At 52.5% G+C, this 26,435-nt stretch carries 19 protein-coding genes; 14 read left to right on the top strand and 5 right to left on the bottom strand.

Annotated features, from left to right (window positions below):
- Positions 1-45: 45 nt before the first annotated feature.
- The 3 genes from ACIPDS_RS06500 to queF all read right to left on the bottom strand — a co-directional run bounded on the left by ACIPDS_RS06500 (position 46) and on the right by queF (position 4,163).
- Complete coding sequence (locus ACIPDS_RS06500; protein ID WP_166515753.1) at positions 46-1,335, bottom strand: HAAAP family serine/threonine permease; 1,290 nt, start codon at positions 1,333-1,335, stop codon at positions 46-48.
- A 501-nt stretch (positions 1,336-1,836) separates the two neighbouring features.
- A complete protein-coding gene (ppnN, locus tag ACIPDS_RS06495) occupies positions 1,837-3,201 on the bottom strand; it encodes a nucleotide 5'-monophosphate nucleosidase PpnN (protein ID WP_166515754.1) in 1,365 nt (454 codons plus the stop codon).
- 116 nt (positions 3,202-3,317) lie between these two features.
- Positions 3,318-4,163: an NADPH-dependent 7-cyano-7-deazaguanine reductase QueF gene (gene queF, locus ACIPDS_RS06490; protein WP_400733918.1), complete on the bottom strand. Its 846-nt coding sequence runs from the start codon at positions 4,161-4,163 to the stop codon at positions 3,318-3,320.
- 69 nt (positions 4,164-4,232) lie between these two features.
- On the opposite strand from queF, the gene syd reads away from it, so the two are divergent.
- From syd to ACIPDS_RS06420, 14 genes are all read left to right on the top strand, one after another.
- The gene (syd, locus tag ACIPDS_RS06485) at positions 4,233-4,778 is read left to right on the top strand and encodes a SecY-interacting protein (protein ID WP_166515756.1); all 546 of its coding nucleotides are present in this window, start codon (positions 4,233-4,235) and stop codon (positions 4,776-4,778) included.
- Between the two features lie 634 nt (positions 4,779-5,412).
- Entirely contained in the window at positions 5,413-5,742 is a 330-nt protein-coding gene (locus ACIPDS_RS06480) for a YqcC family protein (protein WP_400733914.1), read from the top strand.
- On the top strand, positions 5,742-6,524 hold the full coding sequence (gene truC, locus ACIPDS_RS06475) for a tRNA pseudouridine(65) synthase TruC (RefSeq protein WP_400733911.1): 783 nt from the start codon (positions 5,742-5,744) through the stop codon (positions 6,522-6,524). The genes ACIPDS_RS06480 and truC overlap by 1 nt, the downstream gene beginning before the upstream one ends.
- A gap of 15 nt (positions 6,525-6,539) precedes the next feature.
- Positions 6,540-6,983 carry a flavodoxin gene (locus ACIPDS_RS06470; RefSeq protein ID WP_166515759.1) on the top strand — a complete coding sequence of 148 codons (444 nt, stop codon included), beginning with the start codon at positions 6,540-6,542 and terminating at the stop codon, positions 6,981-6,983.
- 466 nt (positions 6,984-7,449) lie between these two features.
- Complete coding sequence (locus tag ACIPDS_RS06465; RefSeq protein ID WP_166515760.1) at positions 7,450-8,808, top strand: MFS transporter; 1,359 nt, start codon at positions 7,450-7,452, stop codon at positions 8,806-8,808.
- Positions 8,805-10,145, top strand: a complete 1,341-nt coding sequence (locus ACIPDS_RS06460) for an enolase C-terminal domain-like protein (protein WP_400733906.1) — start codon at positions 8,805-8,807, stop codon at positions 10,143-10,145. Before ACIPDS_RS06465 ends, ACIPDS_RS06460 begins: the two co-directional genes overlap by 4 nt.
- 19 nt (positions 10,146-10,164) lie before the next feature.
- Positions 10,165-11,505 (top strand): glucarate dehydratase, encoded by a 1,341-nt coding sequence (gene gudD, locus ACIPDS_RS06455; protein ID WP_166515762.1) that lies wholly within the window; start codon positions 10,165-10,167, stop codon positions 11,503-11,505.
- Between the two features lie 87 nt (positions 11,506-11,592).
- The gene (locus ACIPDS_RS06450) at positions 11,593-12,732 is read left to right on the top strand and encodes a glycerate kinase (protein WP_400733901.1); all 1,140 of its coding nucleotides are present in this window, start codon (positions 11,593-11,595) and stop codon (positions 12,730-12,732) included.
- A gap of 587 nt (positions 12,733-13,319) precedes the next feature.
- Positions 13,320-15,299, top strand: coding sequence for a type VI secretion system tip protein VgrG (locus ACIPDS_RS06445; RefSeq protein ID WP_400733898.1), 1,980 nt, complete (start codon positions 13,320-13,322; stop codon positions 15,297-15,299).
- Entirely contained in the window at positions 15,299-15,727 is a 429-nt protein-coding gene (locus tag ACIPDS_RS06440) for a DcrB-related protein (RefSeq protein WP_400733895.1), read from the top strand. Before ACIPDS_RS06445 ends, ACIPDS_RS06440 begins: the two co-directional genes overlap by 1 nt.
- A 4-nt stretch (positions 15,728-15,731) precedes the next feature.
- On the top strand, positions 15,732-20,405 hold the full coding sequence (locus ACIPDS_RS06435) for an RHS repeat-associated core domain-containing protein (protein ID WP_400733892.1): 4,674 nt from the start codon (positions 15,732-15,734) through the stop codon (positions 20,403-20,405).
- A gap of 1 nt (position 20,406) precedes the next feature.
- Positions 20,407-20,763, top strand: a complete 357-nt coding sequence (locus ACIPDS_RS06430; protein WP_400734701.1) for a hypothetical protein — start codon at positions 20,407-20,409, stop codon at positions 20,761-20,763.
- A gap of 171 nt (positions 20,764-20,934) precedes the next feature.
- Positions 20,935-21,372 carry an IS200/IS605 family transposase gene (tnpA, locus tag ACIPDS_RS06425; protein ID WP_368287447.1) on the top strand — a complete coding sequence of 146 codons (438 nt, stop codon included), beginning with the start codon at positions 20,935-20,937 and terminating at the stop codon, positions 21,370-21,372.
- Between the two features lie 136 nt (positions 21,373-21,508).
- On the top strand, positions 21,509-22,612 hold the full coding sequence (locus tag ACIPDS_RS06420; RefSeq protein WP_400733889.1) for an RHS repeat domain-containing protein: 1,104 nt from the start codon (positions 21,509-21,511) through the stop codon (positions 22,610-22,612).
- Positions 22,613-23,454: 842 nt separating this feature from the next.
- Here the strand turns inward: ACIPDS_RS06420 and ACIPDS_RS06415 are convergent.
- Positions 23,455-23,595, bottom strand: coding sequence for a hypothetical protein (locus ACIPDS_RS06415; RefSeq protein ID WP_400733886.1), 141 nt, complete (start codon positions 23,593-23,595; stop codon positions 23,455-23,457).
- 70 nt (positions 23,596-23,665) lie between these two features.
- On the bottom strand, positions 23,666-26,419 hold the full coding sequence (gene barA, locus ACIPDS_RS06410; protein WP_400733883.1) for a two-component sensor histidine kinase BarA: 2,754 nt from the start codon (positions 26,417-26,419) through the stop codon (positions 23,666-23,668).
- Positions 26,420-26,435 lie beyond the last annotated feature (16 nt).

Here is a 26,435-nt window from a genome sequence, read left to right as displayed (position 1 = left end):
TCCATTGTATTACGAGGTGCGCCGCCCGAAGGCGGCGCCGGGGAATTAACTGACCAGAGAGTAGGAGATTGCGGAGATAGCGATAAGACCCATCAGAACAACAAACACGTTGCTGATGTGACCGCTGTACTTACGCATTGCCGGTACTTTCTGAATGGCATACATCGGCATCAGGAACAGAATCATCGCGATGATTGGGCCACCCAGGGTCTCAATCATACCGAGGATGCTTGGGTTCAGCGTCGCCACGATCCAGGTGGTGATCAGCATGAATGCCGCAGTGATTTTGTTCAGCTTACCGATTTCAATGGTTTTGCCTTTACCGCGCAGAGACTTGATAACCATCCCGTTAAAGCCTTCACGTGCGCCCAGATAGTGGCCCAGGAAGGATTTGGTGATAGCGATAATCGCGATGATTGGCGCCATCCAGGCAATCACTGGCGCGTTAAAGTGGTTAGCCAGGTAAGACAGGATAGAGATGTTCTGCTCTTTTGCCGCAGCCAGGTCCGCTGGGGACAGGCTCAGTACGCAGCTGAAGACGAAGAACATTACGGTCAACACCATCATGATGTGAGCGCGAGCCAGGATTGAAGAACATTTCTTCTCTGCGCCTTCGCCGTACTCTTCACGCTTGGCAACTGCAAACGAGGAGATGATTGGTGAGTGGTTAAAGGAGAACACCATGACCGGGATTGCCAGCCACAGGGTCATCCACAGGCCGTTGCCGGTAGACGCTGCGCTGCTAAAGGACAGGGTTTCCAGAGCGGCACCGCTCCACTGAGGGATCAGGTACAGCGCCAGCACCATCAGGGCGATAACAAACGGGAACACCAGGATGCTCATCGCTTTCACGATCATCTGCTCACCAAAACGCACGATGGTCATCATACCCACGATAAGAATCAGGGACAGGATGGCGCGCGGTGGCGGCGTGATGTGAAGCTGGTGGCTCAGGAAGCTATCAACGGTGTTGGTGATAGCCACGCTGTAAACCAGCAGGATTGGGTAGATAGCGAAGAAGTAGAGCAGGGTAATCAGTTTACCTGCGCCAACGCCGAAGTGTTCTTCTACTACTTCCGTGATGTCTTCGCCCGGATTTTTACCCGACAGCACAAAGCGGGTCAGACCGCGGTGTGCAAAGTAGGTCATTGGGAAAGCCAGGAGCGCCATGATGATAAGCGGGATCATACCGCCGACACCGGCATTAATTGGCAGGAACAAGACGCCTGCGCCGATTGCAGTGCCGTAAAGACCCAGCATCCACATTGTATCTGTTTTACGCCATCCGCTAGCAGAATCTGCTGTGACGATGGTGCTGGTTTGTGTGTTTTCCATCTGTATCTCCTGGAGGAAGGAAAATGCTAATTTTTTAGACAAATAAAGTAAAAATAACGATAAACATAATATTAAATTTTATACGATTCGGTTTTTTTGTGATTTTTACCCGAAGCCGTTTTTGACGAGCGCAAATGTACATTTAACTGCTAAATGTATCAGTGATCAGGATCCCAATTGTAATAATCCACTTTTGAGGAGGGTTATTGCAGGTCTTTACCCTGTGATCAGCTTTTATGCGAAAATTAATGGTCGCGAAGGCTAACATTCGTAGTATGAGTGGTAAATGGGGATGGGGGTAAATACGATGTTTTTGCTGATAAAAATGAAGAAACTGGCGTTTTTTAGCGCTCAATCATAACTATTGGTGATAATGTCTGGTTACCCATGTCACGCAAACGATTGGCTATGGCCGTGAAAAGTGAGATTTTAGTGCTGGAATTTTGAATTCCCGGCGGAGAATACCGCCGGGAGCGTAGAGGAATACGCTAAGTGTGTTTCTTAAGCGCAGATTTCGTAGCAAGGAATATAGGCCGAGCCCGGCAGCTTCATACGGTGCTGGGCGACAAATCCCTGAAGCAGCTCGTCCATCCGGCGCATCATCTCTTTATCGCCGTGGATTTTAAATGGCCCGAACTCTTCAATGGCGCGGATACCCACTTCTTTCACGTTACCCGCGACAATACCGGAGAAGGCACGGCGCAGGTCTGCCGCTAACACTTCAATAGGCTGGTCAGGGTAGAGCTTCAGATTCGCCATATTTTCGTGCGACGGTTCGAACGGCATTTGTAAATCCGGGGCAATGCGAATCGACCAGTTAAAGCTGTAGGCGTCTCCGGTATCACGACGGTTTTCTTTGACCAGCGGCATCGCCTTTTTCATCTCACGTGCCACTTCCACTTCATCGTCAATGATGATTTTGTAATGGCGGCGCGCCCCTTCACCCAGCGTATGCACCACGAACTCATCCAGCACGCGGAAGTAATCGGCGCTCTCTTTCGGGCCGGTGAGGATAAGCGGTAGCACCTGATTTTTGTTCGCTGGATTCATCAAAATACCCAGCAGATACAGCAGTTCTTCCGCCGTACCTACGCCGCCTGGGAAAATGATAATCCCATGGGCAATACGCACGAACGCTTCCAGACGTTTTTCAATATCTGGCATGATGATCAGTTCGTTGACCAGCGGGTTAGGCGGCTCGGCGGCAATGATTGATGGTTCGGTCATCCCGATAAAGCGGCCTTCTTTGTAGCGCTGCTGAGCATGGCCGACGGCCGCGCCCTTCATTGGCGCTTCCATCGCGCCCGGGCCACAGCCGGTACAGATGTTAAGCTCGCGCAGGCCCAGTTGGTTACCGACCCGGCGGGCATAAAGATATTCGTTTTCGTTAATGGAGTGACCGCCCCAGCATACGACCATGCTTGGCGCTTCACCCACGTGCAGCGCACGGGCGTTACGCAGGATGGAGAACACGAGGTTGGTGATATGCGTGGAGCTTTCTAAATCGATATTCGGGAAGCGCACGGCATTATGCAACTGCCCGTAAACAAACAGAATATCGCGCAGGACAGCAAACAGGTTGGCCTGTAGCGAACGAATGATCCGCCCGTCAACGAAAGCCTCTTCCGGTGGATTGATCAGTTCAAGCTTCACGCCGCGTTCGCGGCTTAGCACGTTGATATCGAAGTTTTCAAAGCGCGATAGCAGCTCTTTGCTGTTATCGGTCAGGCTACCTGAGTTGAGTACAGCCAGTGAACAGTTGCGGAACAATTGGTACAGGTCGCTGCTGGCCGTGCGTTTAAGCATGTCCACTTCCAGCTGCGACAACATATCCATTGAGCCTAGCGGGCTAATATGTGTAATCAAGGGAACTCCTTACAGGACGAAAATCGCCTTCCTTAATGATTACAATAGCCTCGCTGGCAACCTTTCTACAACCTCATGCGCGGAACAATGTGCACAACATTGATAAATTGTTCAGGTTATTGGCGTACCAGACGACCAATGGCAGGAACAAATTCGGTATTTGAGCGCCACGGGTTGATGTCCAGACCGCCTCGACGCGTATAACGCGCATACACGCTCAGGCTTTCCGGCGCGCAAAAACGCAGAATGTCGTTGAAGATACGTTCGACGCACTGCTCGTGGAACTCGTTGTGATGGCGGAAAGAGACCAAATAGCGCAGCAGTTTTTCCCTGTCAATTTGTGGGCCACGATACTGAATCTGCACTGAGCCCCAGTCAGGCTGATGGGTGATAAGACAGTTCGATTTCAGCAAATGGCTGACCAGCGTCTCCTGCACCACTTTTTGACCGGCGGCACCGTCAAGGTAGTCGGCATTAAACTGATAGTTATCGATTTCAATATCCTGGTCGTCAATGCAGCTACCGTGGAAGTGGGCGATAGGCTGGCCTTCCACTTCATCAAGGCGATAAAGCGCCACGGTGACATTACCCTGCGCACAGGCGCTAAGATCGCGCTCGAGCGTCTCCTGTACCGCTTGCCAGCTGGCAAATCGTGTCTGGTTAAAGCTATTGAGGTAGAGCTTGAAGCTTTTAGACTCGACCAGGTTTACCGTAGCGTGGCTGAGTTCGACATGACCCACGGCCACCTGCGGAAGCCCTTTAGCATTAAGCCAGGACAACTCGTAAAGCGTCCAGATATCCGCCCCGTGAAACGGCAGAGAATCGGCATGCAGACCTAAAGGATCGCGGTTTAAACTGCGCGGTACGCCCTGAAGCAGCGTGGCATCGTAAGTATCGCGGTAGTCGGTGGTTTTACCCAGCGTGAGGCCAGAGAGCGCCTGATGGTTCTCGTAAGAAGACATGTTTCACCATTATAAAGCAGGTACACTATTGCCTTTATTGTATCCTGGCTAACCTGAAGAGAGAAATTCGTGGATAAGCAGACCGCAGAAGCACTACACGCCTTTACCCAACGTTATTGCGATGCCTGGCAGCGTGAGCACAATAGCCTGCCGCGTAGCGAAGAGCTCTACGGGATCCCGTCGCCGTGTCAGGTATCGACCACCGACGATGCGGTGTTCTGGCAGCCACAGCCCTTTGACGGCGAGCAGAATGTAAATGGCGTTGAACGCGCAATGGATATTGTGGTACAACAGCCCATTCACACTTATTATACCACTCAGTATGCCGGTGATATGCAGGCGCTGTTCATGGGGGAGACCCTGACGCTGCTACAGGTGTGGAGTGACGACGATTTCCGTCGCGTGCAGGAAAACCTGATTGGTCACCTGGTCATGCAGAAACGTCTGAAGCTTTCGCCAACGCTATTTATCGCCACGCTGGACAGCGAACTAGACGTCATCTCCGTGTGTAACGTGACCGGAGAGGTAGTTAAAGAAACGCTCGGAACGCGTAACCGTCTGCCGCTAGCCTCATCTCTTGCGAGTTTCCTTACTCAACTTCATCCGATTCTGTAAGACAGTTTGCCCGTCACTTTGTGAGAGATCTCTTACACGCACTGTGAGAGATCGCCAGAAGATAAGTAAGACACCCCTCCTACCCGTTCTATAATCCCCTTAAGATTCAATGAAGTGATGTATATCATTGGCAAATAATCAGACTGTAAGCCTTAAGGGTTTGCCTGACAGGCTCTTGTAAGACGAGGCGGAATAGTGGATTCTATCTACGTCGACAGGGAGTCGCACAATGAAGTGAACATCAGGATGATGACTCTTCATAGGACACACCGGGAAGGTGATACAAGGATAGGCTTCAGGATGAAGCGCAGGATCACGCAGGAACGCGTTAAAGGACACCTCCAGGACGGAGAACGAGAGCCAGACAGGATATCTGGTGGATCAGGAAGATCGGGACACACTCAAGGATTGGGTGAAATCACATCGGGGTGGTGTGATGCAGGAAGCAACCGTTTATGGATGAACAGGTCAGGAGACCACAGGAAAAGTTGTCACGGACGAGCAGGGAGCACCAAAAGTAGCTGGATTGCTGCGAAACGAACCGGGAGCACTGTTTTTACAGTGCTCCCTTTTTTTGTTTCCTGCTAAGTAGTAGTGGTATCCTGCGCCCGATTTTGTTTCCTCTGAGGTTTCCATGACACACAACGAACGCCTACGCGATCAACTCCTGCATATTGAAGCTCTGCTCCGTCAACACCAGCACTGGCAGGAAACGGCGCCGCACGACAGCGCCTTTGCCAGCGATCAACCGTTCTTCATGGACACCATGGAACCGCTTGAATGGTTACAGTGGGTGCTGATCCCCCGTATGCACCAATTGCTGGATAGCGAAATGCCGCTGCCAAAAGATTTTGCCATCGCGCCGTATTATGAAATGGCGCTGGATGCCGCTCATCCGCTGCGGGAAATCATTTTGCCGCCGCTCGCCGCGCTCGATACCCTCTTTGTCGGCGAAGCCACCTGATGCTGGAAATTATCTACCAGGATGAATGGCTGGTGGCGGTCAATAAGCCATCGGGTTGGCTGGTTCACCGCAGTTGGCTCGATCGCGATGAAAAAGTGGTGGTGATGCAGACGGTGCGCGACCAGATTGGTCAGCATGTGTTTACCGCCCATCGCCTCGACCGTCCCACTTCGGGCGTCCTGCTAATGGGCCTTTCAAGCGAGGCGGGCCGCCGCCTATCGCAACAGTTTGAGCAACATCTTATCCAAAAACGCTATCACGCGGTTGTGCGCGGCTGGCTTACCGACGAAGCCGTGCTGGATTATCCGCTGGTGGAAGAACTGGATAAAATCGCCGATAAATTTGCGCGCGAAAACAAAGAAGCACAGCCTGCGGTAACCCATTATCGTGGCCTGGCGACCGTTGAAATGCCGGTGGCAACCGGTCGTTATCTGACAACGCGCTATGGGCTTGTGGAGATGGAGCCGAAAACGGGTCGCAAACATCAGCTTCGCCGCCACATGCGTCACCTGAATCATCCGATGATCGGTGACACCAAACATGGTGATTTACGCCAGAACCGCAGCGCGGCCGAGCATTTTGGCTGTAACCGGCTGATGCTGCACGCCAGCCAGCTCTCGTTAACTCACCCGTTTACCGGTGAACCGCTGGTCATTCGTGCCGGGCTTGACGATGTCTGGATGCAGGCTTTATCACATTTCGGCTGGCGCGGGCTTCTCCCTTTAAATGAAAGGGTTGAGTTTGTTGCCGACTGCGGTCAGGATGAAGCTATCCAGAAGTAAACAGGGAGTTAAATCATGGCTGAAATCGGGATTTTTGTTGGTACCATGTACGGCAATTCGTTACTGGTGGCAGAAGAGGCGCAAACTATTCTTGCGGGCCTCGGTCATCAGGCAAAAGTATTTGAAGATCCGCTGGTGGCCGATTGGGAAAGCTACACCGGGAAGTACGTTCTGGTGGTGACTTCCACAACCGGGCAGGGGGATTTGCCAGACAGTATTATGCCGCTGTTCAAGGATCTTCAGGATATGTATCAACCGCATTTACGCTACGGCATCATTGCGCTGGGTGATAGTACCTACGCCAATTTCTGCGGCGGCGGTAAGCGATTTGATACGCTGCTCCAAGAACAGGGCGCGCAGCGCATCGGTGAGATGCTGATGATTGATGCCTCTGAAGACCCGGAGCCGGAAAGCGTGTCGAATCCGTGGGTTATGCAGTGGGCGACGTTGCTTAAATAACAGGGTAGCCCTCTCCCTACGCAGAGGGCCTCCTTGCTCTTGCTGATAGCCAGTCCGTTGCAACAACGACGGTTTATCATACCAGGCCATCCTCGCTTTCCCTTCGGGCTTATGCCTGTAATGCGCTTCTTCCTATGACTTTTTCCCGGGCGTTTCCACAACGTCAAGTGAGCGCATTCACGTTCTTTCTCCAAAGGGTTAATAACTGGTGACCGTTTCAATTTCCGTGAGCCATTGCCCAGTACCCTGGACATATGTCGAAAAACACCGGTAAAAACCACTAAAATAATGTGCGTTTGAACGGTGAGTCTCAAACCTCCTCTTTTTATACTTTCCCTGCCAGTAACAAAAAAAGCAGTCGCATCATGACTGACTGCTAAAAACACAAATACGTCATTCTGATTACCCTACAGGTTGTGCTGTTCAGAATAGATGTAGCGAAAAGCTATATTTCAGGAGTACAACAATGAGTTCATTAAGTCATTCGGCGAGCGCCGTTGAAAAACGGACTAATGCTCGCTACTGGATAGTGGTGATGTTGTTTATCGTCACGTCATTCAACTACGGCGACCGCGCGACGCTCTCGATAGCCGGTTCGGAAATGGCCAGAGATATCGGGCTTGACGCGGTGGGGATGGGTTACGTTTTCTCCGCGTTTTCATGGGCCTATGTTATCGGCCAGATCCCGGGCGGCTGGCTGCTTGACCGTTTTGGTTCAAAACGCGTCTATTTCTGGTCAATCTTAATCTGGTCCGCATTTACCCTGCTACAGGGCTTTGTCGATATCTTCAGCGGCTTTGGCATCATTATTGCCCTCTTTACGCTGCGCTTTTTGGTCGGTCTTGCCGAATCACCTTCCTTCCCGGGTAATAGCCGCATCGTCGCCGCCTGGTTCCCGGCGCAGGAAAGGGGAACGGCAGTGGCTATCTTTAACTCCGCACAATACTTCGCCACCGTTATTTTCGCGCCAATTATGGGTTGGCTGACCCATGCCGTAGGCTGGTCGCATGTCTTCTTCTTTATGGGCGGACTGGGCATTATCATCAGCTTTGTCTGGCTGAAAGTTATCCATGAGCCTAACCAACACCCTGGCGTCAATAAGCAGGAGCTGGAGTACATCGCCGCCGGTGGTGCGCTTATCAATATGGATCAGAAAGGCACGGTCACTAAGGTGCCGTTTAGCCAGAAGTGGGGGCAGATTAAACAGCTGCTGGGCTCCCGTATGATGATCGGGATTTATATCGGCCAGTACTGTATTAACGCCTTAACTTACTTCTTCATTACCTGGTTCCCGGTCTATCTGGTACAGGCGCGAGGAATGTCGATTCTGAAAGCCGGTTTTGTCGCATCGGTTCCGGCTATCTGCGGCTTCGCGGGCGGCGTGCTGGGCGGGATTATCTCCGACTGGTTAATGCGCCGTACCGGCTCGCTCAACATTGCGCGCAAAACCCCTATCGTACTGGGCATGCTGCTGTCGATGGTGATGGTGTTCTGCAACTATGTGAACGTCGAATGGATGATCATTGGATTTATGGCCATGGCGTTCTTCGGTAAAGGCATCGGCGCGCTGGGCTGGGCGGTGATGGCGGATACCGCACCGAAAGAGATTAGCGGTCTATCCGGCGGTCTGTTCAATATGTTCGGTAACATCTCCGGTATCGTGACGCCTATTGCTATCGGCTACATTGTCGGAACTACCGGCTCTTTCAACGGCGCGCTGATTTATGTTGGTATCCATGCGCTGGTGGCGATTTTAAGCTACCTGGTGCTGGTCGGCGATATTAAACGCGTAGAGCTGAAACCGGTGACAGGAGCCTCATCATGAGTATGCAGGCAAGCCCGATTATTACCGATATGAAGGTGATTCCCGTCGCCGGACACGACAGCATGCTGATGAATATCGGCGGCGCGCATAACGCCTGGTTTACCCGCAATATTGTGGTGCTGACCGATAATGCCGGGAATACCGGCGTAGGTGAGGCGCCCGGCGGCGAGGTGATTTACCAGACGCTGGTCGACGCCATTCCGATGGTATTAGGGCAAGAAGTCGCGCGTCTTAATAAAGTGGTTCAGCGCGTGCACAAAGGCAACCAAAGCGCCGATTTCGATACGTTCGGCAAAGGGGCGTGGACGTTTGAGCTGCGGGTCAATGCGGTGGCAGCTCTGGAAGCGGCGCTGCTCGACCTGCTAGGCAAAGCGCTGAACGTTCCGGTTTGTGAACTGCTTGGGCCTGGCAAACAGCGCGATGCGGTCACGGTGCTCGGTTACCTGTTTTATATTGGCGATCGCACGAAAACGGATCTGCCTTATCTGGCGAGTACGCCGGGCAGCCACGAATGGTATCGCCTGCGTCACCAGCAAGCGATGACCAGTGAGGCGGTGTTGGATCTGGCGCAGGCCTCTCAGGATCGTTACGGCTTTAAAGATTTCAAACTTAAAGGCGGAGTGCTGCCGGGCGAGCAGGAAATTGAGACGGCTAAGGCGCTGAAAAAACAGTTCCCGGATGCGCGGATAACCGTCGACCCCAACGGTGCCTGGCTGCTGGACGAAGCCATTGCACTGTGTAAAGGGCTCAACGATGTGCTGACCTACGCGGAAGATCCGTGTGGCGCCGAGCAAGGTTTTTCAGGCCGCGAAGTGATGGCGGAGTTCCGCCGGGCGACCGGTTTGCCCGTCGCCACCAATATGATTGCCACTAACTGGCGGGAAATGGGCCACGCGGTGATGCTTAATTCGGTCGATATTCCGCTAGCTGACCCGCACTTCTGGACACTCTCCGGCGCGGTGCGCGTGGCGCAGCTGTGCGACGATTGGGGGCTGACATGGGGCTGCCACTCCAACAACCACTTTGATATTTCACTGGCCATGTTTACCCACGTGGGCGCCGCAGCGCCAGGAACGCCAACCGCCATTGATACCCACTGGATTTGGCAGGAAGGCGACGCGCGCCTGACCAAAAATCCATTAGAAATTAAAGACGGCAAAATTGCCGTACCGGACGCGCCCGGGCTGGGCGTAGAGCTGGATTGGGAGCAGATACATAAGGCTCACGAGGCCTATAAGCGATTGCCGGCAGGCGCGCGTAACGACGCCGTACCGATGCAGTATCTAATCCCTGGCTGGACATTTGACCGTAAACGTCCCGTTTTCGGCCGTAACTAATTAATGAAAGGATTGAAAGATGACGATGCAAACTTCAACGCCAGTAGTCACCTCAATGCAAATCGTACCGGTCGCCGGTCACGACAGTATGTTAATGAATCTGAGCGGGGCGCATGCGCCGTTCTTCACGCGTAATATTGTGATTATCAAAGATAACGCGGGTCATACCGGCGTGGGGGAAATTCCGGGCGGCGAAAAAATTCGCCTGACGCTGGAAGATGCTATTCCTCTGGTGGTCGGGAAAACGCTTGGTGAGTACAAAAATGTGCTGAGCAGCGTACGCACGACTTTCGCCGATCGCGATGCGGGCGGCCGTGGTCTGCAGACTTTTGATCTGCGTACCACCATTCACGTTGTGACCGGTATTGAAGCGGCCATGCTCGACCTGCTGGGACAGCATTTGGGCGTGAACGTGGCGTCCTTGCTGGGAGACGGTCAGCAGCGTAGCGAAGTGGAAATGCTTGGCTATCTGTTCTTTGTCGGCAACCGTAAAGCCACGCCGCTGCCGTATCAGAGTCAGCCAGATGAAAAATGCGATTGGTATCGCCTGCGCCATGATGAAGCGATGACCCCGGACGCCGTGGTGCGTCTGGCGGAAGCCGCGTATGAAAAATACGGCTTCAATGACTTCAAGCTTAAAGGTGGCGTGCTGGCTGGTGAAGAAGAAGCAGAGTCTATCGTGGCGTTGGCAAAACGTTTCCCGCAGGCGCGCGTAACGCTCGACCCGAACGGTGCATGGTCGTTAAATGAAGCCATCAGCATTGGTAAATATCTCAAGGGCACCCTGGCCTATGCGGAAGATCCGTGTGGCGCTGAGCAGGGCTTCTCCGGGCGTGAGGTGATGGCCGAGTTCCGTCGGGCGACAGGTCTGCCAACCGCGACCAATATGATTGCCACCGACTGGCGTCAGATGGGCCACACGCTATCGCTTCAGTCGGTAGACATTCCGCTTGCCGACCCGCACTTCTGGACCATGCAGGGCTCCGTCCGCGTCGCGCAGATGTGCCATGAATTTGGCTTGACCTGGGGCTCACACTCCAACAACCACTTTGATATTTCGCTGGCGATGTTCACCCATGTTGCCGCTGCGGCGCCGGGGAAAGTCACGGCTATCGATACCCACTGGATCTGGCAGGAAGGGAATCAGCGTCTGACCAAAGAGCCGTTTGAAATCAAAGGTGGCATGGTTCAGGTGCCGAATAAACCCGGCCTCGGCGTCGAGCTGGATATGGATCAGGTGATGAAGGCCAATGAACTGTATAAAAAACACGGACTTGGTGCGCGTGATGATGCTATGGGAATGCAGTATTTGATCCCAAACTGGACGTTCGATAATAAACGTCCTTGCATGGTGCGCTAAGATTAATGCCGGTTCCTCAGGGAACCGGCAGTGTTGTGCACATCACGGTGTGCACAACACTGCCGTCAACTCGCATAAGGACAGCCTATGAAAATCGTGATTGCCCCGGACTCGTATAAGGAAAGCTTGAGCGCACTCGACGTGGCCTGCGCCATTGAAGCGGGTTTTCGGGAAATCTATCCCGACGCCGAATACGTTAAGCTGCCGGTGGCTGACGGTGGAGAAGGCACGGTGGAAGCGATGGTCGCTGCCACGAACGGACGCGTGATCCCGGTGGAGGTAACCGGCCCGTTGGGTGAGCCGGTAGCGGGTTTCTACGGCGTGTCAGGCGATGAGCAGTGCGCATTTATAGAAATGGCTGCCGCAAGCGGACTTGAGTTATTGTCTCCAGCACAACGTAACCCACTAAAAACGACCTCATGGGGCACCGGCGAACTGATCCGCCATGCGCTGGATCTGGGCGTCAGGCGGATTATTATCGGTCTGGGCGGCAGTGCGACCAATGATGGCGGGGCGGGCATGGTTCAGGCGCTGGGCGCAAAATTGCTGACGCAAGACCATCAGCAAATCGCTCAGGGTGGCGCAGCGCTGGCCGGGCTTATGAAGATTGATATCAGCGAACTGGATAGCCGCCTGGCGGATTGTCAGATTGATGTAGCCTGTGATGTCACCAACCCGCTGACCGGTGAGGAAGGGGCATCAGCCGTATTTGGCCCACAAAAAGGCGCGACGCCTGAGATGGTCGCGGATCTTGACCATGCGCTGACGCATTACGCCGCCTGTATTAAGCAGGATTTGGGGATTGACGTATTATCGCTCGAGGGCGGCGGCGCAGCCGGTGGCATGGGCGCGGCGCTGTTTGCGTTTTGCGGTGCTAAGCTGCGTCCCGGCATTGATATTGTGACGGAAGCGCTACATCTGGACGCGCTGGTGGCCGATGCCTGTCTTGTGATTACTGGCGAGGGGCGCATGGATAGCCAGACCATTCATGGCAAAGTGCCGGTCGGCGTGGCGCGCGTGGCTAAGCGCTACCACATCCCGGTCATTGGCATTGCCGGAAGCCTGACGGCAGATGTCGGCGTGGTGCACCAGCACGGTATTGATGCGGTGTTTAGCGTGCTGTACCGCATCTGTTCTCTCGACGACGCGCTGGAGCACGCGGGAGAGAATGTGCGGATGGCGGCACGCAATATTGCGGCGGTGATGAAGGTGGGGCAGGGTTTGTAATCGTCTTTATAAGAATGGGTTTCCTATAGATTAACATTACCCGTGATTGCAATGGCGGGTAATGTTAATCTTTCCTGATATTTTCCATATTCCCTTCTGGTAACAAAGCGACAGTGATGATTTGATTATCAATAATAATTAATAGATATATTATGCTGGTTGTTTTTTATTAAATTTATTTTTCAATGTCGATTCATTGTGTATTATTCCCTCTCTACTGCGCGCTCCATTATTTAAAAATAAAAACATCCATCCGGTTTATTTAATGTGTCGGAATCATTTTTTGTTTCTATTATTTATTTGATTCAAAAATCTTATCAGGAATTTTGCATTGATAATGCATCGTGATTTATATTTAATTTCAACTAAACACCATTTAGTTATTGATAAGTAGTTGTTTTTTTAACTGATACTCATTTGTTTTTTGTATGGTTCTGGTGGCGTTAATAAAAGTGTAAATATATATCTGCACCTTATTATTCTGTTGCCACGTCTTTAACTCTGGCGAATTCGTCGGCGGTAGTGTGTCATAACGTCAGCTTTTTTATTCATCATTTCTATTGTTCTGTAATGCAGGGAAATTATTAATGTCTACAGGATTACGTTTCACACTGGAGGTGGACGGCCTGCCGTCGGATGCGCTGGTCGTGACGTCCTTTCATCTGAGTCAGTCCTTCTCCGAACTTTTCTCCCTCGATATCTCGCTGGCAAGCCAGCAACTTCTCAGCATCGATTTCTCTCAGGTACTGGAAAAGCCGGCGCACCTTAAAATCTGGCAGGGCACGGAGATTCAGCGCCGGGTGAACGGCATTGTGACCTGGTTTGAGCAGGGAGAAAACGACGGGCACCAGATGCTGTACAACATGAGAGTGCGTCCGCCGCTGTGGCGCGCCCAGCTGCGCCATAACTCCCGAATCTTCCAGAATGAGGACATTAAAAGCATCCTCGGGACGATACTTCAGGAAAACGGGGTCACGGACTGGAGTCCGCTGTTCAGCGAGGCGCATCCGGCAAGGGAATTCTGCGTGCAGTACGGTGAAACGGATTATGACTTTCTGGCGCGGATGGCCGCGGAGGAAGGGCTGTTCTTTTACGAAGAACACTCACCGGACAGCGATGACCAGAGCCTGGTGCTGTGCGACACGGTGCGCTTTCTGCCGGAGGCGTTTGACATCCCGTGGAACCCGAACACCCGCAGCGAAGTGAGCACGCCGTGCATCAGCCAGTTCCGTCACAGCGCACAGATACGCCCCTCTTCTGTTATCGGCAAGGACTACACCTTCAAACGTCCGGGCTGGGCGGGCCGCTTTGAGCACCAGGGTGAACATCAGGATTACCAGCGCACGCAGTACGAGGTGTTTGACTATCCCGGACGCTTCAAGGATGCACACGGGCAGAACTTCACCCGCTGGCAGATGGAGGGATGGCGCAATAATGCCGAAGAGGCCCAGGGGAAAAGCCGTTCCCCGGCAATATGGCCGGGACGGCGTATCACGCTGACGGAACATCCGCAGGCGAGTCTGAACCGGGAATGGCAGGTGGTGAGCAGTGATTTGCAGGGGAGCCAGCCGCAGGCAGTGGCAGGACGTTCCGGCGCAGGCACCACCCTTGAGAATGATTTTACGGTGATCCCGGCAGACAGAACGTGGCGGCCGGTTCCCCAGCCCAAGCCGTCGGTGGACGGCCCACAGTCGGCGGTCGTCACCGGCCCGGAAGGCGAGGAGATCTTCTGCGACGAGCATGGTCGCGTGCGGGTGAAATTCAACTGGGACCGCTATAACCCACCAGACCAGGACAGCTCATGCTGGATCCGGGTGGCGCAGGCGTGGGCGGGGCCGGGGTTCGGAAACTTAGCCATACCGCGCGTGGGCCAGGAGGTAATCGTCGATTTTCTGAACGGCGACCCGGATCAGCCGATCATCATGGGTCGAACCTATCATGCCGAAAATACCCCGCCGGGTGGGCTGCCGGGGACGAAAACTCAGATGACTATCCGCTCAAAAACCTATATGGGCAGCGGGTATAACGAGCTGATGTTTGAGGATAAAGCCGGGCAGGAACTGCTGTCGATGCATGCGCAGAAAGACATGAAGACTGAAGTGCTCAATAACCGGGCCACCGACGTAAAGGTTAACCATATCGAAACGATAGGCGGCAGACAGGATGTAGCGGTGACGGGAGTGCAGAGCACCATCGTCAAAGCTGAGCAATTCACGCATGTGGAGAGCCTACGACAGGTGGCGGTTCAACAGAATCACACGTCACTGACCGGAGGGGATCATAACATTGCCGTACAGGGCATCCTGAATCTTGCCGCAGGAAAGGCCATTAATCTGCAATGTGGCGAGTCTGAGTTGGTGTTGCTGGCCAATGGTACGGTCGCCCTGTCATGTAAAAATTTCAATATCTACGCGTCTGAGCGGGGACAGCTCACCGCAGCCCAGATTCTGGATTTGAATATGGATGGTGCCAAATCGGGTATTGAACAGCCAGGCCCGCTGACGCCGTCAACGATTTCTAAGTTCATCACCGCCGAATTTCCCCCACCGAAACCGGAGAATAAATAATGCCAGTTTATCATTTTAATGAAGGTCAGCTCACATTACCGGCTTCGGGTCGGGACTGTACCACGCATATTGTGCGTATGCCGGATTTACAGGCTGTGCTGACGATTTCGCGGGACCTTCTGGCGAAAAGCATAACGCTGGAAGATTACGTCGCCGAGCAAATTGACAAAATTAAGCATGATGCGCGTGATGTGCAAATCCTGGCACTGCAGTTTACAGAGATGCATGAAGGAAAGCGTATCTGCCAGTTCCACTGCGAGGCCAGGATTGCCGGACAGGTTCATTACCAGCAGCAGCACATCATTCAGACCGGGCAGGCATTGCTTGCTCTGGCATGGACGCTTAATCATTCGTTCACTGAGCAGGATTGCCTGAGCTGGCAAAACATAGTGGACAGCTTCACCCCGCGTGAGATTTCAGTGGAGTAATATCATGGGAACGGATTACCTGGCCGCTAAAAAGGGTGATCCCCTGGAGCATTCCTCTGTCTGGGGCGATTTTTTTGGTGGCCTGGTGGAAGGTGTCTGCTACGGAGCGCTTTTTTTGGCTGCAGCGAACCCTGTTGGGCTGGCTGCAGGTATGGCCGCCGCATTTGTTTTAAGTGATGTCATTTCCGAAATAGGTGACACCGTCAGCAGCTGGTTTACGCCGGATGTTGCTGGAACGATAACCTCCGGTGCAGAAAATGTTCATATCAAATCCCTCCCGGCTGCGCGGGCGGCAGGCGTTGTTCCGGATGACATACTGCTGGCGCTGTTGCAGGCAGAGGCTGTTAATCCACCGGACGGTAAGGGAATGCGGCTTCTGAAAGGCGTTCTGGTAAAAAGCGCTATGGTTGCCAGTATTCCGTTTCTACCCGTGGTTCTGGGAAAGATGGCGGGAGAAAAAATTGCGGCTTACTTCAGGGGAGAAGAATCTCCTCCTGCCCCGGAAAATGAGCAGGGATTCTGGAGCAGGGTCTGGGAGGCTATCAGTAACCCGGTGGAGGATGGTCCTGATCCGGCGTTGCATGTCGATCCCCGGTTGCTGGATACAATTAAATGTAGCAAACATCCCCATCCACCGGGGCCTGAACAGTATCTGGCCGAAGGCTCAGAAACCGTGCGTATCAACAGCCAGCCAGCCTGCCGTAATGGAGATCGCAGTACCTGTGAGGCTGTAATCGCCCACGTGCAGACCGGTGCAAAAGTCCGTATTGGTGGGCGCAGCCTGGTGGTAAAAGAAATTCATACCGGCAAAAATATGCTCGCCTATTACCTCGGGTTAATTACCGGGGGATTACTAGTCAGTTCGGTGCAGGCATTGATATGCCGAACATCTGCCAAAGCCTTTGCCAAGGAGCTCCCCTGCCTGATTGCCGGTTCAGTGCTGGGTAATACCCTGGGGATTCTGGCCGGTGGAGTACTCTCTTCTGTTTTATCCTCCCTGACTTCGGGGCAGGCTGCCTCATCGCAAACAGCCCGGCCGGTACATATTGCTTCCGGGATAAAAGTCCTGGCGGGTGATGAAGAGCTGGATTTTGTCTGCGACGGATTACTTCCGGTGATGTGGCAGCGTGTCTACAGCAGCCATAACCGCAACGAAGGCATACTGGGGCTGGGGTGGTGCCTGCCGTTTGAAGTGTTCCTGCATCGGGAGTTTACTGCGCTGGATCAAGGAGACAGCGCCCAGATATATTTTCATGACCTGTCGGGCCGGGAACTGGGACTGGGAGATGTTCCGGTCGGGGGAGCCATGTTCTATGTGGACGAGGGATTCCGGCTTTATCACCCTCTGCCAGATACATTTGTGCTGGAAAGCGCACAGGGTGGATACCAGGTTTTTGAGGCCTGTCCGCAGCAGGAGGGGCGCTTTCGTCTGACACAGGAGTATGACCGCCATCTGAATGGCGTCCGTTATCATTATAATGACCGGGGGCAACTGCTAAAGATTGAGGATGATCTTCAGGCCATCTGTCTGCATCTGGAGTATCACCCACAGCATTCTCGTTTGCAGGCAGTCTACCAGCAGTACCGGCAGGAAGACGCCCGACCGGGCGCATTGCGTATTTGTTATCATTATAATACGCGGGGGCAACTCACTGGTGTGGTGGATGCTGATGGTGTTGTCCTGCGCCGTTTTGCCTGGGGTGCGGATCATGGGCGCCTGACGATGCACCAGACGGCTGACGGTATACAGGCGCATTACCGCTGGCAGTCTTTCTCCGGCGAGCCTGATCGTTACTATGTTCTCCGGCACTGGATGCAGGAGGGAGAACAACGTAGCGGAGAGATCCTGTTTGATTATGATCCTGGCGGACGCAGGGCCACGCTTCATTATGGCGATGGCAGACCAGACAGCGAGCACGAATGGGATGACCAGTACAATATTATTCGCTATCAGCCAGCGCCGGATATCGTCTGGCATTACGAATGGGGCGAAAACCGGGAACTCAGAAGAGCAGTCGATCCTGCACAGGGCGAGTATCGGTTTAAGTATGATGAGCGCGGCAATCTTGTTCAGGCCGTCGATCCCATCGGTCAGAAATATACGGTTGAATGGGATCGGGATTTTGCCTTTCCACTGGTAGAAGAATACCCGGAGGGACTGGTTTTACGCCATGTTTACAATACGTTTGGCGACCGTATTAAAACCATTGATCAGGCGGGCCTGATCACCCGTTTTGACTACGACGCCGCCGGACTTATTGACAGCGTGCAGGATCCGCGGGGCAACCGCTACCGTTACGGCTGGAATAACCGGGGTCAGTTAACGCACCAGACGGACTGCTCCGGGCATTCCACGTATCTATATTACGATGAGCAGGGACGGCTGAGTACCGTCACGGATGCGCAGGGTAACAGCACCCGCCAGTCATTTTCGGCGGCAGGACGACTGGAAAAACAAATCCGGCCTGACGGCGGGGAAACCACTTACCGTTATAATGCCCGTGGGCAGCTGGCGGGCATGACCGATCCGGCCCGGCAGAGCAGTCTGTTTGACTATAACCTGCGCGGGCAGGTTATCCGACACACCGATCCGCAGCAGCGCCAGCTACGCTTTGAATATAATGCTGCCGGGCAACTGGTGGCGTTATATAACCAGAAAAATGAAGCATACCGTTTTGGCTGGGACAGTCTGTCCCGGCTGGAGGAAATCTCTGATCTGACCGGCAGCCGGGAAGTGTACCGGTATGACAGCCTGGATAACGTCACCGAAATAACCCGCCATCCTGCGCCCGGCGTGTACAGCCGGGAGGTGCCTGCGCAGATAACGCGGCTGGCGTATGATGCAGCCGGACGCGTGCTGCACAGGGAAAACGAGGATGGCACGGTCATCTGGCAGTACGCGAAAAATACCCTGACCCTGCAGCGCTTTACGGCGGAGGACTGGCAGAAGAAACGGTGCGGGGATGAAAATGTCACCGTGCAGGAGACGCTGCGCCTGGTGACGGACGAGTATGGCAGCCTGCTGGAGGAACACAACCAGGCCGGGGTGTTCACGCACCGCTATGATGAACTTGGCAACCGCACGGAAACGCAGTTGCCGGATGGCCGTCGACTGAAGCGGCTGTATTACGGCAGCGGTCACCTTCAGCAGCTTAATCTGGAAGATGAGCACGGGCAGCAGACGGTGCTGGCTGAGTTTGAGCGTGACAGTCTGCATCGTGAAATCAGCCGTACGCAGGGTAGCCTGACACAGCGAACGGAATATGATGCGGCAGGGCGGATCACGGCCCGGCTGACACAGATGGCGCAGCAGCATGGCACGCCATTACTGGAAAGACGTTATGCGTGGGATCAGCGGGGTTTTCTGATCAGCCACTGGCACCGGACGCGGGATGCAGATGCCCTGCTCTCTGCACAAACCCGCAGCGGCAGCACGTACTACCAGTATGACTGTGCCGGGCAGATCCTGAGCGCACAGCAGGACATCATGGTATGGCAGTACTGTGATCTGGCCGGAAATCTGATGCGGGAGGGCGATCCGGCGATCCGCAATAATCAGCTGATGCAGTACCAGGGGTATTGTTATCAGTATGATGCTTTCGGACGAATGAAGCGTCGCACAGATGCACAGGCGCAGCGGCAGGATTACCGGTATAACAGCGATAACCGGATGGTGGAAGTACGGTTTGCGGACAGGGCCAGTTCCCGATGGCAGCGGGTGGAATATGATTACGATCTGCTTGGCCGGAGAACAGGCAAGCGGTTATACGGGTGGCCTGGCCCGGATGAAGCGGAGCCTGCCCCGGAAAGGGTGCATTTTATCTGGGACGGTATGCGGCTGCGGGGAGAATACAGCCCGGGTAAAATGACGGATGTCATGTATGTGTATAACGGTGAGGGCTATGAGCCACTGGCGCGAGTGGACAGGCTGGATTTTCGGGTGCTGGAGCCGGAAACGCCGCGTCAGGCGGAGACAAGGATTTACTACTACCACACAGGGCTGAACGGACTGCCGGAAGCGATGACCAGTGTCTCAGGAAAGCTGGTGTATGAGGCGCGTTACGCGCTGTGGGGAGAAAAAAGAGAGAGCAGAAGCGCACATACGGTGCTGACGGCCGAACAAAATCTGCGTTTTGCGGGACAGTATTTTGACGCGGAGACGGGGCTTCACTACAATACGTTCAGGTATTATGCGCCGGAGTGTGGGCGGTTTACCCAGCCGGACCCGATAGGGCTAAAGGGGGGGGTAAACCTGTATGCTTATGCACCTAATCCTCTGTCATCCATTGATCCACTGGGATTATCCCCTGTTAGTCCTAAAACGGTTTTATTCTCACAAGATAGTATTAATGCTGTCTTTGAGGACGGAAGAAACGTTAATGGGTTAATACATAGGCTTATAAATGACCCTTCATATATAAATGAAGTTGAGCCAATTAGAAAAGTCAGGATGCGGGATTTACCCGCAAATGTTCAAGAGCGTTTATTGTCTCAAGGAGCACATAAGGATTCAGTATTTAGTTTGGATAATAGACGCCTGTATGCAGCTAAGGAAGCTGGAGTACCTAAAATCCCATCCAGATGGGCAACCCCAGAAGAGTTGTCAAAAATTAATCTTGACCGAAGATTTTCAACTAGTGATGGTGGTAAATCAATAAGAACAAGAGGTTGTGGCTGACATGAATGTGACGGCAATAGAAACAAAATATGGTCTAATTTACGGGCGAGATGCTTTAATTCTATCAGGGACTGAATTAATACTCTATCCTTTTAATTTTCTCATTAAAGCGTCGTTATCTTTGTCTTCTTGTAAGCCAATTATTACAGATGCTCCTGATGTTAATATTGGATTTTTGTTTAGTAATATCAAAAAAATGTCTATATATAAAGCGGATGATTCTCCATATGAGAAATATTCTCTTTCAAGCTTTGACTTGATAGAAAATACAGATGAAGACGAACTTCAACATATAGTTCTTAGTACTTATGATCATGTTTTTGATATAGTCGGGAAGTGTGAAATTAAATATTCGTAAATAAAGTCGTTTTTTCAATAAACCGGGAAATATCTTCTGATTTTCCCGGTTTTTATCCCTGCATAAACACCACCTCCTATGGAGGTGGTCAGCAACAGGTTGGCACTGCCAGAAATGCTACTCATGGGAAAATCCGAATCTGTTATCCCCATAACTGATAAGGATTTAACCATGAGTAGATTCCAGAAAGCATCTCATGTGCTTTGGTGTTGTCAATACCATATCGTATGGACACCCAAGTACCGATTTCGCATCCTGAGGAACAATGTTGGCAAAGAGGTCTACAGACAAATAAGGATCTCAAGTGAACAGCTCGGGATAGAAGTAGTTGAGCTGAATGTGCAGGTTGATCATGTTCATTTACTGGTAAAAGTACCACCGCGTCTTTCCATTTCACATGTGATAGGCCATTTGAAGGGCAAAACAGCTCTTCGTTTGTTCAGTAAATTTCCTTACCTGCGAAAGAACAAGCTGTGGGGAAATCACTTTTGGGCCCGGGGTTATTGCGTAGATACCGTAGGTATAAATGAAGAAATGATAAGAAAGTATGTGAAATATCAGGAAAAGCATGAAGTTGAAGAGAGCCAGCTTCCACTAAAAGAGGTGTGAAGGGAAGGCTCTCAGAGTCTGGACTTAGCACGCCCCTATGGGGCGTTATCAATGCCACCTGCTATGCAGGTGGTTTTTTACTATCTAATATCAGTATGGCTGTGCCGGACAGATCCTGAGCGCACAGCAGGACATCATGGTATGGCAGTACTGTGATCTGGCCGGAAATCTGATGCGGGAGGGCGATCCGGCGATCCGCAATAATCAGCTGATGCAGTACCAGGGGTATTGTTATCAGTATGATGCTTTCGGGCGAATGAAGCGTCGCACAGATGCACAGGCGCAGCAGCAGGATTACCGGTATAACAGCGATAATCGGATGGTGGAAGTGCGGTTTGCGGACAGGGCCAGTTCCCGATGGCAGCGGGTGGAATATGATTACGATCTGCTTGGCCGGAGAACAGGCAAGCGGTTATACGGATGTCCTGGCCCGGATGAAGCGGATCCTGCCCCGGAAAGGGTGCATTTTATCTGGGACGGTATGCGGCTGCGGGGAGAATACAGCCCGGGCAAAATGACGGATGTCATGTATGTGTATAACGGTGAGGGCTATGAACCACTGGCGCGAGTGGACAGGCTGGATTTTCGGGTGCTGGAGCCGGAAACGCCGCGTCAGGCGGAGACAAGGATTTACTACTACCACACAGGGCTGAACGGACTGCCGGAAGCGATGACCAGTGAGTCAGGAAAGCTGGTGTATGAGGCGCGTTACGCGCTGTGGGGAGAAAAAAGAGAGAGCAGAAGTGCGCATACGGTGCTGACGGCCGAACAAAACCTGCGTTTTGCGGGCCAGTATTTTGACGCGGAGACGGGGCTTCACTACAATACGTTCAGGTATTATGCGCCAGAGTGTGGGCGGTTTACCCAGCCGGACCCGATAGGGCTGGTTGGCGGGTTAAATCTCTACGCATATGCGCCGAATCCTCTCACATGGATAGACCCATTCGGATTATCTAACAATCCTATTTATGGCACTCCTCTAGGCGATGTATTAGGCCCAGTATCAGCAAGGACGGGGAAAACATATCAAGGGCAGCAAATCTTTAAAATAACATCGAAAACAAATGTCGGTGGAATAAAAGTTAAACCGGGTGATTATTATTATCTTGATGGTATGCACAAAGATCATATCGAGCTTTTTGCCAAAGATAATTCAGCTAAAGGTGTATTTAATTTAGATGGCTCGCTAAACGAGGCGAAGACAGCAAAAGCAAGCGGCAGACGAGGTCCAGGATGTTGAATATGATAATTGATAAAATATTGAATAATAGAAATGATCTTATTGAAGGTACTTTTTGTTATGAACTGTTTGAAAATAGAATATATAATAATTTTCTTTTCACTGAGTTGATAAAAAATATTGAGTCTAGTTTAATCCAGAAGAGTTCTCTAAATGAAAATGATGTCAATGCATTATTGGATTTTATAGTATGGTTCGTGATGAATACGATGCATTGCATAATATGCCATAATGATAAAAATGATTCTTATTTTATCGAAAATATGGATATGGATTTATGGTATGAAAGTCATGAGAATATGTTACGTGATGTACTTAGTACAACATTAAAGAATAAATAGCTATTATATGCCGGGAATTATTGAATATTTCCGGCTTTTTATTATTCAATCCCCGTTAAATCCACTAAACCAGCACATCCTTCACGCCGCGCCCAGTCTCTAAGCCTGCTTCGTCCAGCCAGTTGCTCTTGAAGTGCAGGCTGGGATGAACAGCAGGTATTAGCTATATTCCGACGGTTTTCGTGGCGGACTCTGTCATAGCTGACTTTGTAGCGGCGCTGTGCTTTGGAAATCCCGTCTTTGGGCTTAGAATAGCTCGGTGCAGATAAGGGACTATCAGGGTGGGGCGGTAGTATATTTGTATGGTGTGTTTTTGCGGATCACGGTGAAAGCGAACGGTACGCTAGCAGTAAGTGTGGTTCCGCATAGGATCCAGCAAAGTGAGTACCATAACTCACCTCCGATGATGCCAGAGTATTACAGTTTGATTATGACATGCCGGTCAATAGCTTCGGCTGGTGCAGGTCGGTAGGGGAGAGAGCTTTTGGTGTTGGGTGAGTTCTAATGCAGACTGAAACGCCCAAGAATGGCGGTATTACTCTGCTGACTCGCTTTGAGTACGATGCGCAGGGTCGACATACGGCACCACTGCGCTGCATTTTGATTACCATCGCCGAACGGCTGCTTGCCGATCGTAATCATAGCGGTATTTACCGCTATGATTACGCCCCGCCAGGTAACCGTGCCGCCAGGCATACACTGAAATTAGCACCTACCCCAAAATCTTCCGGGTTTCCCGGGTCACATTATCCATCTCATCCAGCAGTTCCAGCAGCTCAGGCTCAAGTTCTTCCGCTGGGGTGCCGCTACGCAGTTGCCCTTCAATCAACTGGCACAGATGCTTCAGTCGTGGCACGCCGCTGTAGCCGCAGCTGCCGTGCAGCTTATGGATAGCATCGACCAGATTGTCGGGATTTTCACCCACCAGCTGTTCTTCCACTTTGTTGCGGATCTCAGGCAAGAAGGTCACCAGCATTTGCAGCATTTCACGCGCCAGGTCAGGCTTATAGGCGGCCTGTCGCAGCGCTAGCTGCCAGTCGAGCGTCGCGTTATGGTCGATGGCGGGCTCTGCCGCTTCCGGCTGTAGCGGTCGTGGCAGTGGATTGAGGCCGGGCTTATAGCGCAGCAATAAATCATGCAGTCGATACTCTTCAATCGGCTTTGCCAGATAATCATTCATACCCGCGGCGAGCAGCTTTTCACGCTGTCCGGCAAGGGCGTGGGCCGTCACAGCGATGACCGGCGTTTGTTGCTGGTGCGGCAGTTGACGAATTAACTCGCAGGCGCGCAAGCCGTCGATGTCCGGCATCTGGATGTCCATCAAAATCAGATCGAACTTCATCTGCTTCGCGCGTTCAATGGCCTGCTGTCCGCTTTCGCACAGCTCAACGTGCTGTACCTGATCGTCTAGCAATGCGCCAATCAACTTCAGGTTGGCGGGGTTATCATCCACGGCCATGACCGTCATCGGCAGACGGTGCTCGGTATTTGGCAGCGGCAGAGGAGAGGATGGCGTACGGCTAAACTCTAGCATGACGGGCAGCAGCCGCGTCGTGGTCAGCGGCTTAAGCAGACACGCCGCCGCGCCGTTTTTCTTCAGCGACTCCGCATCGACGTGCGCATGACAAGGTAGCGCTAGTATCAGCAGGTCTGTCATGGCCAGTGCGGCGCTAAGCTTATCGCGATGCACGCTAAGATCGCGTACGGATACCGGAACGGCAACCAGCAAAATATCGTATTTCTCGACCGGCAGGGCGGCAATGCTCACGGCGTACACCACTTCAAGCGGCGTTGTGGCCAGCATATCCAGGGTCGCCTGGGCCGCAGCCGCATTGGCTTCAACATACGCAATACGTTTGCCCGCCAGGCTGCGAGTATCCAGGCTGTCGGATACCACGTTGAGGTTCAAATCAAGATTGATATTAAACCAGAAGGTTGAGCCGCGATTCGGCTGGCTGTGGAAGGAGATATCCCCGCCCATCTCACGCACCAGTTTTTGCGTGATAACCAGCCCCAGCCCGGTACCGCCATGGCGGCGGGAGATACTCGCATCGGCCTGGCGGAAAGCCTGGAACAGGCGTGACTGATCGCGCTCGGGAATACCTATCCCGGTATCGCGAATCTGGACTTCAATCTGCACTTTATTGTTGCTGATAGCGCGTTGTTCAACCAGCACATCAATGTTGCCATTCTCGGTAAACTTGATGGCATTGCCGACCAGATTAGTGATGACCTGCTGTAAGCGCAGCGGGTCGCCAATCACGTTATCCGGCACGTCATTTTTAATGTTGAGAGTGAGCTCCAGACCTTTATCGTGAGCGGAATGGGCCAGTAATGTCACCACTTCATCGAGCGAATTGCGTAGCGGGAACGGAATGCTTTCCAGCAGCAGCTTCCCGGCCTCAAGTTTAGAGAAATCGAGCACGTCGTTAATAATCGCCAGCAGGTTGTTGGCCGAGCGTTCGATGGTGCTCAGGTGATCGTGCTGAGTGGGTGTGAGCTCGGTTTTTAGCGTCAGACGGGTAAAGCCAATAACGCCGTTTAGCGGTGTTCGCAGCTCGTGTGACATATTGGCGAGGAATTCGGATTTAATACGCGCGGCTTCCTGCGCGCGTTTTTTAGCCAGATCCAGCTCAACGTTCTGGATCTCCATCTGCTCAAGCGTCTCGCGCAAATCAGACGTGGCCTGATCGACGTTATGCTGCATCTCTTCATGATAGGCGGCAAGGGACATGGCCATCGAGTTGATGCCGTTTTTCAGCATATCGAGTTCGCCAAGCATAAAGCCTTCGACGCGGCTGTCGAGCTGACCGCGACGAATGCGGTCAACGGTATTCACCATATTGCGAATCGGCCCGGTGACGTCGCGCATCAACCGCCAGCCGAAAATCAGCGCGATACCGATACAAAACAGCATCATTACGCTTGAGATGAAAATTTCTTTGTACTGCTGTAAACGCACCGATTTGAGATCCAGCTCCAGCGCAACGTAGCCCAGCATATTGACCGGCGTTTTAGCGTCGGACTGGGGAGACTCATCGGGTGAATAATGTTCAGAAATAATAGGCGTACGCAGGATCATGATATCACCCTGGCGCGTCACGTTAAGCCTTCGCGGGAATGGCATACCGCGTGGTAACTGTAATTCCCCGGGATCGAGCTGATAATTCGAGGTGACGAACAGCCTGTTGTGTTCATCATACACGGAGATGGCGCGGACAATATCGGAGTGGCGGCGATGCAGAACGCTTATCAACTGACCGATCGACTCACGGTTTTGTAAATTCATACCGTATTCGCTGGAGACGGCCAGTGGCTCAATAATGCTGGCACCGGCGTCTTCCAGTTGACGCTGCAGGTCGTTATAGCGGTGTACGACGAAGAAAATGCTGAGCAACAAACCGATCAAAACGGTTGGCGCCAGGATTAAAATCATCATTCTTGCACGAAGGCTGTAGTTGGTCATGGAGGTCCGTTGTGGG

Origin of the sequence: Kluyvera sp. NPDC087067 (genome assembly GCF_044745165.1) — a bacterium.
Lineage (GTDB): Bacteria > Pseudomonadota > Gammaproteobacteria > Enterobacterales > Enterobacteriaceae > Kluyvera.
This window is presented reverse-complemented; position numbering and strand designations above follow the sequence as displayed.

Excerpts from the sequence above, each read along its gene's own strand:
- ACIPDS_RS06500 (WP_166515753.1), bottom strand. The coding sequence starts at position 1,335 with ATGGAAAACACACAAACCAGCACCATCGTCACAGCAGATTCTGCTAGC.
- queF (WP_400733918.1), bottom strand. The coding sequence starts at position 4,163 with ATGTCTTCTTACGAGAACCATCAGGCGCTCTCTGGCCTCACGCTGGGT.
- ACIPDS_RS06480 (WP_400733914.1), top strand. The coding sequence starts at position 5,413 with ATGACACACAACGAACGCCTACGCGATCAACTCCTGCATATTGAAGCT.
- truC (WP_400733911.1), top strand. The coding sequence starts at position 5,742 with ATGCTGGAAATTATCTACCAGGATGAATGGCTGGTGGCGGTCAATAAG.
- ACIPDS_RS06470 (WP_166515759.1), top strand. The coding sequence starts at position 6,540 with ATGGCTGAAATCGGGATTTTTGTTGGTACCATGTACGGCAATTCGTTA.
- ACIPDS_RS06465 (WP_166515760.1), top strand. The coding sequence starts at position 7,450 with ATGAGTTCATTAAGTCATTCGGCGAGCGCCGTTGAAAAACGGACTAAT.
- ACIPDS_RS06460 (WP_400733906.1), top strand. The coding sequence starts at position 8,805 with ATGAGTATGCAGGCAAGCCCGATTATTACCGATATGAAGGTGATTCCC.
- gudD (WP_166515762.1), top strand. The coding sequence starts at position 10,165 with ATGACGATGCAAACTTCAACGCCAGTAGTCACCTCAATGCAAATCGTA.
- ACIPDS_RS06450 (WP_400733901.1), top strand. The coding sequence starts at position 11,593 with ATGAAAATCGTGATTGCCCCGGACTCGTATAAGGAAAGCTTGAGCGCA.
- ACIPDS_RS06445 (WP_400733898.1), top strand. The coding sequence starts at position 13,320 with ATGTCTACAGGATTACGTTTCACACTGGAGGTGGACGGCCTGCCGTCG.
- ACIPDS_RS06440 (WP_400733895.1), top strand. The coding sequence starts at position 15,299 with ATGCCAGTTTATCATTTTAATGAAGGTCAGCTCACATTACCGGCTTCG.
- ACIPDS_RS06435 (WP_400733892.1), top strand. The coding sequence starts at position 15,732 with ATGGGAACGGATTACCTGGCCGCTAAAAAGGGTGATCCCCTGGAGCAT.
- ACIPDS_RS06430 (WP_400734701.1), top strand. The coding sequence starts at position 20,407 with ATGAATGTGACGGCAATAGAAACAAAATATGGTCTAATTTACGGGCGA.
- tnpA (WP_368287447.1), top strand. The coding sequence starts at position 20,935 with ATGAGTAGATTCCAGAAAGCATCTCATGTGCTTTGGTGTTGTCAATAC.
- ACIPDS_RS06420 (WP_400733889.1), top strand. The coding sequence starts at position 21,509 with ATGGTATGGCAGTACTGTGATCTGGCCGGAAATCTGATGCGGGAGGGC.
- ACIPDS_RS06415 (WP_400733886.1), bottom strand. The coding sequence starts at position 23,595 with ATGATTACGATCGGCAAGCAGCCGTTCGGCGATGGTAATCAAAATGCA.
- barA (WP_400733883.1), bottom strand. The coding sequence starts at position 26,419 with ATGACCAACTACAGCCTTCGTGCAAGAATGATGATTTTAATCCTGGCG.